The sequence below is a fragment of the Rheinheimera sp. genome, from assembly GCF_020217005.1.
Classification (GTDB): Bacteria; Pseudomonadota; Gammaproteobacteria; order Enterobacterales; family Alteromonadaceae; genus Pararheinheimera.
Map to the genome: position 1 here is coordinate 1 of NZ_JAIWOI010000097.1, position 10,000 is coordinate 10,000.

The window sequence follows — 10,000 nt, forward strand, 5'->3', positions numbered from 1 at the left end:
AAAAGAAGTGGTTGAACGTATGACTGCGGGCCATGGCTCTAAAACTTACGGTCGTTTATCTGTAATGACACAGTTTTTCTGTCATGCAATGCCCGTGGTTGAAGTTGGACCGGGCGCCTTTAAACCCGCGCCTAAAGTGCACTCTGCTGTTGTACGTCTAATCCCTAAACCTGCCTCAGAGCGCCAGGACGTGCCTGTTGCCGTCTTGAACAGAGTCTGTCTTGAAGCCTTTAATCAACGCCGGAAAACATTACGTAATTGCTTTAGCAATTTTGCTACTGCCGAACAGATTATTGAAATGGGTATAGACCCAAGCCTGAGGCCCGAACAATTAAGCGTCGAGCAGTTTATCGGTATTGCACGCTGGCTGCATCAACAAGAGCTGAATCAGTTATGAGCCTGAGTTTTGAAATTCCTGTTTCGGTAGAGACTTTTTATGTCGCGGCTCAGTCTGATGCAGCGAATCATAGATATGTATTTGCCTACACTATAACTATTAAAAACCATAGCGCTGAAACTGTGCAGTTGCTGAAAAGGTATTGGCTAATCACTGATGCCAATGGCAAAGAAACTGAAGTGCATGGTGACGGCGTAGTAGGTGAGCAGCCTCAGCTTGCACCGGGTTCAAGTTATAGCTACACCAGTGGAGCAGTGCTGGAAACGCCTGTCGGCACTATGCAAGGACATTACGAAATGACCAGTCAAAGCCAACTGAGCTTCAAAACTGCCATTCCGTTGTTTCGTCTGGCCATCCCTAACATACTGAACTGAGCCTATGCCACGGTACGTGATTGGGGATATTCAGGGCTGCTTCACACAACTGCAATCTCTATTAACCAAAATCAGCTTTGCACCTGAGAAAGATGAGTTGTGGTTTTGTGGCGACTTAATTGCACGAGGTCCTGATTCATTAGCTACTTTGCGCTTTGTTCGTTCTTTAGGGAATAAAGCCAAAGTAGTGCTGGGCAACCATGATCTGCATTTTCTCGCATGCGTTTTTGGTTTTGCTCAGGTTGACGCCCGGGATAACTTGCAGGAGTTGCTACAAGCCCCAGATTTATCAGAGCTGGTGCAATGGTTACAGCAACAGCCATTGATGCACTTTGAGCAGGAGCAACAACTTTTGCTGGTCCATGCTGGTCTTGCCCCTTCCTGGGAGCTTGACCAAGCTCTGGTTGCTGCGGCTCAGGTCAGCAAGGTATTAAAACACCAGCCTGAACAGCTGTTTGCCGCTATGTACGGTAACACTCCAGCCTTATGGCCGGAAGTCCAGACTGAAGAAGAATCCTGGCGTTTTACTATCAACAGTTGTACCCGTATGAGATTTTGTCTGGCAAATGGTGCACTTGAACTCAAAGAAAAGCGTCATCCGGATAAAGTCGTTAATCTGACACCCTGGTATCTGTTTTGGCAACAGAGACCCCATCCTCAGATCTTTTTTGGCCACTGGGCCAGTTTAATGGGACATAGTCCGGTAGCTGGCATTCATGCTCTGGACACCGGATGCGTTTGGGGAAATTATTTAACTGCCTATTGTATTGAGACGACACAGCGTTATAGTGTTTCTGACTAAAAATAACGCTATAATGCAGCGTCGTTAAAAATGTTGTACTTTGAATTTTTATTGTGTGGTGACAGGGCTGAATTGGCCCTTTTAGCCTGGATACTGGGAGTAAGGTTATGAAGTTAACGGTAGCACTTCGGATTATTGGCGGTTTTGGTGTCATTTCACTGCTTCTGCTTGTGATCGGTATTACCTCGTACATGAGCTTGAATAGTATCAATGCCTCAACCACGCAAGTGAATCAAATTTCGATCCCTGCGCTGGAAAACAGCGCAGTGTTGCAAAGCGAATTTGTGAAAATGAGCAAAGTCAGTTTACAGGCGTTTTATGCCACTGAAGTTAAACAGGTTAAAGACCTGGAGACTCAGTTTGCTGCAGAACAGGCTTTATATGATACAGCGGCCAAAGCTTTGCAAGCTGTAGTATCAGAAGAAGAAACACTGGCAAATTCATTTAAACAAGTGTCAAACTCTTACACTGAGTTTACTCCTGTCAGCAAAAAACTTTTTGCTGAGCTGAGTAAAAGCCTGACTTTACGTGATCAGATCGCGACTCAATTATCAGACGTGGAATTAAATGCCGACGATTCAGCTTCATTGTTACTGGATTTCAGTGACGTAAGAGATGTAAACCGTCGTTTTCCTCAAGCCAGCAAAGCTGCAACTGACTTAGAAACGGGCTTAAACACACTGGTCAGTGTTGTAGTTGATTTAACCCGTACCACTTCAGCAACAACAGCAGACACCATCAGCAACGAAGTAAAATCTCGTTTAGAAGGTGTAACGCAACAAATGAATACTATTAAAACTGAAGCTGGTTCCAGCGTGGATATGGTCGCGGACTTAGATGAGAAAATTACTGCTATCCATGACTTACTATCAGGTGATGAAGGCATATTGGCATTAAAAGCACAAATGTTAGCCGCCTCTGCAGAAGCTCAAAAACTGTTGGCGCAGGCCGAGACTCACAACAAAACTGCGCTGGATGGCTTGAACCAACTTCTCTCCCGTGCCCGCACTGTTGCTGGTGAAATTCAGGAAGAAGCTCAATCTGACGTATCAGGTGCCATTACTACCATCTTTTTGGTGGTGTTGATTTCCATCGGTTTAGCCGTAGGCATTGCCATGGTGACAGTACGCAGCATTACAATACCGCTGGCTAAAGTGAATGAAATTTTAGGTGTGGTAGCGTCCGGTGATCTGACTAAACGTCTGGATGATAACGCACAGGACGAATTTGGTGACTTAGCCCGTAACTGTAATCAGGTAATCACCAACTTACGTCAATTGATTCAGGGTATTATTTCGCGTTCTACCCAGCTTGCTGCAGCTTCTGAGCAGACCTCTGCCATTACGGTCGAAACGACTACCGCAATTCGTGAACAGAAGTCTCAAGTTACTCAGGCCGCTACAGCAACTACAGAGATGAGCAGCACCTCACAAGGCGTGATGCAAAGCTCTAACGACGCTTTAGCAGAAATTAAGAATGCTGACAGCGAAGCTGAACGGGTTAAAGTTATCTCCGAAAATAACAAGCAAACCATACTGCAGTTATCTAAAGAAGTAGATCAAGCTTCTACTGTAATCAATAAACTGCATAAAGACAGTGCGTCAATAGGCAGCATTCTTGACGTTATCCGCGGTATTGCAGAGCAGACCAACCTGCTGGCATTAAATGCTGCAATTGAAGCAGCCCGTGCTGGTGAGCAAGGTCGTGGTTTTGCGGTGGTAGCTGATGAGGTTCGCTCTCTGGCGAGCAAAACTCAAGCATCCACTCAGGAAATTCAGGCGATGATTCAGGTTCTGCAAACCGGTGCACATGCAGCGGTAGAAGCGATGAACAAAGGTAAAAAGCAAGCGGAAAATTGTGTAACTCAAACTGAAGTTGCTGCTCAGGCCCTTGAGTCTATCACTAATGCTGTTCACCTGGCACACGATATGAGCGAGCAAATCTCACATGCTGCTAAAGAACAGAATCAGGTTTCTAACGAAATCAGCCACCTGTTAGAGTCTATTGTGACCATAGCCGAGCAGACGGCTTCTGGTGCAGAGCAAACCTCACAATCAAGCCACGAAGTAGCACGTTTAGCTGAAGAGTTACGTCAATCTGTAGACCAGTTCAAAGTCTGAACTGGTTTATGATTTGTGCTAAAAAAAATCCGCCATAAGGCGGATTTTTTATTGAGCCACAAAGAGGTGATTACTCACCACCGCCAGCACGTTCTTTTAATACAGCGAGTAAAGGAGATGCGGCAAAACCATTGCCTTCAGCCCAAGCCACATCACCTGAAGCGGCAACATGGGCTGCTGGTAACTGTTTAACAATGAACTCACCCACATCTGCCGCGTTGTTTTTAATTGCAAAACGCACCAGGCTATCGCCGTTGCAGGTTACACCATCATAAATATTTCTTAAACGCAGGCGATAATCACTTAATACCTTACGTAATCTATTTTTATCATCAGCCTTAACATAGTCGCACATCGAAGCCGCTAACTGGTCGTCAGCATGCACTACCGGCGACACCAATACCGCACCGGCCACCACCACACCACAGAACACTGCTGGCAACAATTTCATACATTACTCCTGAAGCAGTCAAAAAACAGACAAAAGTATAGTAACAATATGTGACAACAGGTGCAATGCAGTCCTGTTCATTCTCTGTTCAGCGTGCGGAAATGATAAGAATAAGGATTGTTAGAGTCTGGTTGATATTGTTCTGACGCTACTTCACGCCAATTTCCAACCTGAAGGTAATCAGGAAAAAAGGCATCACCTTCGACGGCCAGCTCAATATCAGTGATATACAGAGTATCGGCTAATGGCAGCACCTGGCGATAAATCTCAGCGCCACCTATCACCATGACTTCAGCCTCATCCTGCACCAGCGCCAAGGCCTGTTCTATACTCTGTACCCAGTCAGCATCAGTTGTCAAAGCGCCACTTTGTCTGCTGATCACTATATTACGGCGTCCAGGAAGTGCCTTACCAATAGATTGATAAGTTTTACGGCCCATAATCACCGGCTTGCCTAAAGTCACCTTCTTAAAATGCTTCAGATCAGCCGGCAGATGCCACGGCATCTGATTGTCTTTGCCAATTACTCTGTTATTGGCCATAGCCGCTATCATTGCAATCCGCATTTTCACCTCAGCGCCTGTAAATTACTTCAACGTCGTAGTCGTCTTCATCAAAGTCATCATCTTCATCATCAATGTCGTCTGCAACTGACAGCACATCCTGATGATAATCATCCCATTTGAAGTTCACGGCATCTTCCACCTGCTCTCTTGGTTTCTCTACCGGCAGCAATTCAATGTAATTTAATATATCAGCTGCTAATCGTTCAGTATTAGTTCGACTCGCGGCAGCTATTTTATGAACTTCGCCTTGCCAGTTAATCGCTTTGGTAACACGTTCAATAATTTCTTCCAGCTCGTCTTCCAGCACTAAATCCAGTTTATTAAAGACTAACCAACGTGGTTTATTGGCTAACTTTTCGCTGTATTTATCCAGCTCTTTTAAAATAGTCACTGCATTCTCGGCCGGATCTGAGCCATCAGCTGGCAATACATCCACAACGTGCAATAACAGACGGCAGCGTTCCAGGTGTTTTAAGAACTGAATACCTAAACCTGCACCTTCGGCAGCGCCTTCGATCAGACCAGGAATATCGGCGATGACAAAAGAGCGGTGACTTTCAACCCGCACAACCCCAAGATTAGGCACCAGGGTGGTGAAGGGATAATCAGCAACTTTTGGCTTAGCTGAAGACACAGCGCGTATCAACGTCGACTTACCAGCATTCGGCAGACCTAATAAGCCTACATCAGCGAGCAGCAACAGTTCTAAGCGAATATTACGTACTTCCCCTGGGGTGCCATTGGTTTTCTTGCGCGGTGCTCTGTTAGTACTGCTGGTAAAGCGGGCATTACCCAAGCCATGCCAACCGCCTTTAGCAATCATCAGCTTCTGGCCATTTTTAGTTAAATCGCCAATGACTTCTGCTGTGTCTATATCGACAGCGCGAGTTCCAACAGGCACCCGTAAAATCAAATCATCGCCACGTTTACCTGTACAGTTGGTACTCATACCATTCTGACCACGTTCCGCCTGATGATACTTTTCGAACTGATAATCCACCAGCGTGTTCAGGTTGGTATCCGCCATTAAATAAACATCACCACCATCACCACCATCGCCGCCGTTAGGACCACCTTTGGCGACAAATTTTTCGCGACGGAAACTGACAATACCGTTGCCGCCATCGCCGGCTTCAACCCGAATTTCCGCTTCATCTACGAATTTCATCTGGACTATCCTGATCTAAAAAACTATGGGCTCATTATACTATCAATTCATGCATGCTATGAATGCATTGCACGCTTCCGCTGAATTGAAAGTAATAAAATTGATCTTCAGCACGCTGAAGTATCAGACTTTGATCGATTCTTAATAAAAAAGCCCCGCACTAGGCGGGGCTTTTCGAAGCAATGCGTCGTTATTCGCTAACGATGCTTACGAACTTGCGATTGTTTTCGCCTTTCGTTTCGAATTGCACTTTACCGTCAGTTAAGGCGAATAATGTGTGGTCTTTACCGATACCAACATTACTACCAGCGTGGAATTTAGTACCACGTTGACGAACGATGATGTTACCAGCTAATACTGACTCACCACCAAAACGTTTCACACCTAAGCGTTTCGCTTCTGAATCGCGACCGTTACGAGTGCTACCTACACCTTTTTTACTTGCCATGAGTAGTTACTCCTTCGATTACGCGCTGATGCCGGTAATTTTCACTTCTGTAAACCACTGGCGGTGACCAGCTTGTTTACGGTAGTGCTTACGACGACGGAATTTGACGATTTTAACTTTATCGCCACGGCCATGGTTGACCACTTCCGCTGTTACTTTACTGCCTTCAACTAAAGGAGTACCGATCTTGATGTCTTCGCCGTTAGCGATCATCAGAGCTGAAAATTCAATAGTTGCGCCGGTTTCTAAGTCTAGTTTTTCTAGACGAAGGGTTTGCCCTTCCGTTACACGGTGCTGTTTACCACCACTTTGGAAAACCGCGTACATAGTTAACTCCGTACAAATCACGCCGACTTTTAAGGGCGTGTTAATTATAATCACAGGGCGCGAATTGTACGCAATTTCCCCTACCCCCGCAAGTACAATTATTAAAAAGATCAGTGGGCAACAAAAAGGATCGGGTTTTACTTTAGCTGATCCGCTGCAATAGTGTAGAATCTGCCACATTCTATACCTAAGCAGTTGTTTTACCAGATGACGCTCGAAGAGATCCGCCTGCTCAGTCTTGATGACATGACGGCCGTGAACCAACATATATTCTCTCAGCTTAGCTCTGAGGTGGCGCTGATTAATCAGCTTGGCATCTATATTGTTAATAGTGGTGGTAAACGTCTGCGCCCACTATTAGCCGTATTGGCGGCCCGAGCGCTGGGTTATCAGGGTCAACAACATATTACCCTTGCCACCATAGTGGAATTCATTCATACAGCGACTTTGTTGCACGATGACGTTGTTGACGAGTCCTTGTTGCGCCGTGGTAAAGAAACGGCCAATGCAGTCTTTGGCAACCAGGCCAGTGTATTAGTTGGCGACTTCCTTTATACAAGAGCATTCCAGTTGATGGTATCGCTTGATAAAATGCAAATCATGCAAATCCTTGCTGATGCAACCAACATCATTGCAGAAGGCGAAGTGCTGCAGTTGATGAATGTCAACGACCCGGAAACGTCCGAACAGAGTTATATGCAAGTCATTTACTGCAAAACAGCCAAACTATTTGAAGCTGCCACACAGTTAGCCGCTATTTTGGCAAATCAATCTGAATCTGTGGTCCATGCGATGAAACTCTACGGCATGCATTTGGGCACGGCGTTCCAGTTGATTGACGATGTTCTGGATTACCAGGCTGACGCGGATGAGCTGGGTAAAAACATAGGCGACGATTTAGCTGAAGGTAAACCTACATTACCTTTGATTTATGCACTGCGTCATACCAGCGGTGACGACCAGCAACTGCTGAAAGATGCGATCGAACAAGCCAATGGTATGCAACATCTGGAACGTATCATGGCGATACTGGAACGCACCAAAGCTTTCGATTACACACGCCGCATGGCGGAGCAAGAAGCAGAAAAAGCCCGGCAATCTATCGCCTTTTTACCAGAATCTGGTTACAAAGACGCCTTGTTGACCTTGGCTGATATCGCAGTACAGCGCAATCACTAAAACAATCTGCCTTAAAAAGCAAAAGCCAGCTTAAGCTGGCTTTTTTATTCTCAGAACAATCTTAGTTTGCGTTAGCAACAAACTCTTCGCCTAATGTGATGTCAGCTTTTAAAGTGCCTAACATGTCATTCATGGCTTTTTGCTCATAGGCGCTTAACTCACCGATAGGTAACAGAGCTTCAACACCGTTTTTGCCTAATACGATAGGTTGAGCGAAGAAACGAGCGTGTTCGCCTTGACCTTCAACATAAGCATACTCAGTCACTTTTTCACCTTGTAAGCCTTTAATTAAAGACACACAGAAACGGGCGGCTGCCTGACCCATAGACAGAGTAGCTGATCCGCCACCGGCTTTAGCTTCCACTACTTCAGTACCAGCGTTCTGGATACGATAGGTCAACGAAGATACTTCTTCGTCTGTGAAAGCGACATCTTTTACCTGAGATAATAATGGCAGAATAGTAGTACCGCTATGACCACCGATCACAGGAACTATAATTTCCTCAGGATTTTTGCCTTTTAATTCAGCAACAAAAGTCTCAGCGCGGATCACGTCCAGTGTCGTAACACCAAACAAACGCTTAGGATCATAAGTACCTGCTTTTTTGAATACTTCAGCAGCAATAGCAACTGTAGTATTGACCGGGTTAGTGATCACACCTACTAAAGCTTTAGGACAGTTCACAACAATGGCTTCTGCCAGAGTTTTTACGACGCCAGCGTTGATATTAAATAAATCAGAGCGGTCCATACCTGGCTTGCGTGGCATACCAGCAGGGATCATCACAATGTCTGCACCAATCAGCGCTTTATCCAGGTCTTCTTTACCAAAACCTGTAATTTTTACCGCTGTCGGGATATGACTTAAATCTACAGCAACACCCGGAGTCACAGGGGCTAAGTCGTACAGGGCTAAATCAGTACCAGCTGGTAAGTTTAACTTCAATAATAAAGACAGAGCCTGACCTATACCACCAGCAGCACCTAATACGGCAACTTTCATGCTATTCTCCCAATTTACGGTTCAAAAGAAACGCGCCAACAATACTGAAATGTGGCACAAAATACAAATCACTTACGCCTAAAGTCTAAGCATTTTATCTGATTTTGGTGTAATTTACTTGCTGAACCACAGTATTAGTCCAAGTTCGGTCGAGACGGCCGCAAAAACAAAAAGTTTAATTAAAAATGATGACTAAACAATCCAAACAAGAAGCGTTGATTCAGGCCTTTAAATCCTTGCTGAAAGAAGAACGTTTTGGCTCCCAAAGTGACATCGTTGATGCGCTTAAAGCTGAAGGATTTGACAATATAAGCCAGTCAAAAGTGTCACGGATGCTAAGCAAGTACGGTGCAGTACGAACCCGCAATGCTAAGCAGGAAATGGTATATTGTTTGCCACCTGAACTTGGGGTTCCAACAACAAAAAGCCCGTTACGGCAATTAGTGCTGGATATTGAACACAACGATGTGATGATTATTATCCGTACTAGTCCTGGTGCGGCTCAACTGATTGCCCGTCTATTGGACTCAGTTGGTAAAGCAGAAGGCGTGCTTGGCACTATAGCTGGGGATGACACTATTTTCATCGCCCCCACCAGCGTGAAAAATATTAACTTCACTTTAAATAAGGTGACAGAACTATTTGAAAAGGTCTGAACCGGCCTGCTCTTCCAGAAAATTAATAGAGGGGGCAAAAAAAGCAGCCCCCGCTTCGATCTGACAATAATCCAACAATAAATCTGAATGTTCAGTTTCCCGGCCTAACCTGCACACTAACCAATCTGGTATATCAGTTGCATTTGCAGAGAAACCAACGGAGATCATGCCTTGCGAGCGAATATCTGCTACCGGCATATTTTGCCAAAGAATTTGTCTGCGGCCCTGCTCATTTTCGAGTGCTGTTTTGTCTGCATGAGAGTTCGACAAGCGCTGCGCTGACGGCACCAACTGGCCATCGAGTTTGTTGCGTCCCATCACAGCCTCTTGTTCAGCCATAGTCAGCTGTTGCCAGCGCTGCAAATCATATTGATAGCGCAGCATATAAACATAACTGCCTGCACACATTGAGCTCTTCAACTCATTGCTGATCAAAGCGCAACTTCGTCTTAACTTGCCTTTGGGATTGTCAGGACTGTCATGAAACCCAGTCAGATTCCGCCCATCCA

12 protein-coding genes and 1 pseudogene are annotated in these 10,000 nt (G+C 45.4%); 6 read left to right on the forward strand and 7 right to left on the reverse strand.

Annotated features, from left to right (window positions below; genetic code table 11):
• The 4 genes from LDL40_RS04700 to LDL40_RS04715 form a co-directional block, all read left to right on the forward strand.
• Positions 1-397, forward strand: a 397-nt coding sequence (locus LDL40_RS04700; protein ID WP_300994001.1) for an rRNA adenine dimethyltransferase family protein, incomplete at its 5' end; no start/stop codon positions are given.
• Positions 394-771, forward strand: coding sequence for a Co2+/Mg2+ efflux protein ApaG (gene apaG, locus LDL40_RS04705; RefSeq protein WP_300994002.1), 378 nt, complete (start codon positions 394-396; stop codon positions 769-771). The genes LDL40_RS04700 and apaG, both read left to right, overlap by 4 nt.
• 4 nt (positions 772-775) lie before the next feature.
• Positions 776-1,573: a symmetrical bis(5'-nucleosyl)-tetraphosphatase gene (locus LDL40_RS04710; protein ID WP_300994003.1), complete on the forward strand. Its 798-nt coding sequence runs from the start codon at positions 776-778 to the stop codon at positions 1,571-1,573.
• Between the two features lie 107 nt (positions 1,574-1,680).
• Entirely contained in the window at positions 1,681-3,693 is a 2,013-nt protein-coding gene (locus tag LDL40_RS04715) for a methyl-accepting chemotaxis protein (RefSeq protein WP_300994004.1), read from the forward strand.
• Between the two features lie 70 nt (positions 3,694-3,763).
• Here LDL40_RS04715 and LDL40_RS04720 read toward each other — a convergent pair whose 3' ends face one another.
• The 5 genes from LDL40_RS04720 to rplU all read right to left on the reverse strand — a co-directional run bounded on the left by LDL40_RS04720 (position 3,764) and on the right by rplU (position 6,653).
• Positions 3,764-4,144: a DUF3718 domain-containing protein gene (locus tag LDL40_RS04720; RefSeq protein WP_300994005.1), complete on the reverse strand. Its 381-nt coding sequence runs from the start codon at positions 4,142-4,144 to the stop codon at positions 3,764-3,766.
• Positions 4,145-4,221: 77 nt separating this feature from the next.
• The gene (gene folA, locus LDL40_RS04725; RefSeq protein ID WP_300994006.1) at positions 4,222-4,710 is read right to left on the reverse strand and encodes a type 3 dihydrofolate reductase; all 489 of its coding nucleotides are present in this window, start codon (positions 4,708-4,710) and stop codon (positions 4,222-4,224) included.
• 7 nt (positions 4,711-4,717) lie between these two features.
• Positions 4,718-5,878: an Obg family GTPase CgtA gene (cgtA, locus tag LDL40_RS04730; protein ID WP_300994007.1), complete on the reverse strand. Its 1,161-nt coding sequence runs from the start codon at positions 5,876-5,878 to the stop codon at positions 4,718-4,720.
• A 190-nt stretch (positions 5,879-6,068) separates the two neighbouring features.
• On the reverse strand, positions 6,069-6,326 hold the full coding sequence (gene rpmA / locus LDL40_RS04735; RefSeq protein ID WP_127686713.1) for a 50S ribosomal protein L27: 258 nt from the start codon (positions 6,324-6,326) through the stop codon (positions 6,069-6,071).
• 18 nt (positions 6,327-6,344) lie between these two features.
• Positions 6,345-6,653: a 50S ribosomal protein L21 gene (rplU, locus tag LDL40_RS04740; protein ID WP_008899666.1), complete on the reverse strand. Its 309-nt coding sequence runs from the start codon at positions 6,651-6,653 to the stop codon at positions 6,345-6,347.
• Positions 6,654-6,860: 207 nt separating this feature from the next.
• Here rplU and ispB point away from each other — a divergent pair, with 207 nt between their 5' ends.
• Positions 6,861-7,832, forward strand: coding sequence for an octaprenyl diphosphate synthase (ispB, locus tag LDL40_RS04745; protein WP_300994008.1), 972 nt, complete (start codon positions 6,861-6,863; stop codon positions 7,830-7,832).
• Positions 7,833-7,893: 61 nt separating this feature from the next.
• Here the strand turns inward: ispB and mdh are convergent, their stop codons facing one another.
• Positions 7,894-8,835, reverse strand: coding sequence for a malate dehydrogenase (gene mdh, locus LDL40_RS04750; protein WP_300994009.1), 942 nt, complete (start codon positions 8,833-8,835; stop codon positions 7,894-7,896).
• A gap of 185 nt (positions 8,836-9,020) precedes the next feature.
• Between mdh and argR the strand changes: the two genes are divergently transcribed.
• Positions 9,021-9,491 (forward strand): transcriptional regulator ArgR, encoded by a 471-nt coding sequence (gene argR / locus LDL40_RS04755; RefSeq protein WP_008899669.1) that lies wholly within the window; start codon positions 9,021-9,023, stop codon positions 9,489-9,491.
• On the opposite strand, the pseudogene LDL40_RS04760 reads toward argR, so the two are convergent.
• Positions 9,474-10,000 (reverse strand): annotated as a pseudogene (locus tag LDL40_RS04760) (Dyp-type peroxidase domain-containing protein); the annotation flags it as partial. The gene argR and the pseudogene LDL40_RS04760 overlap by 18 nt on opposite strands.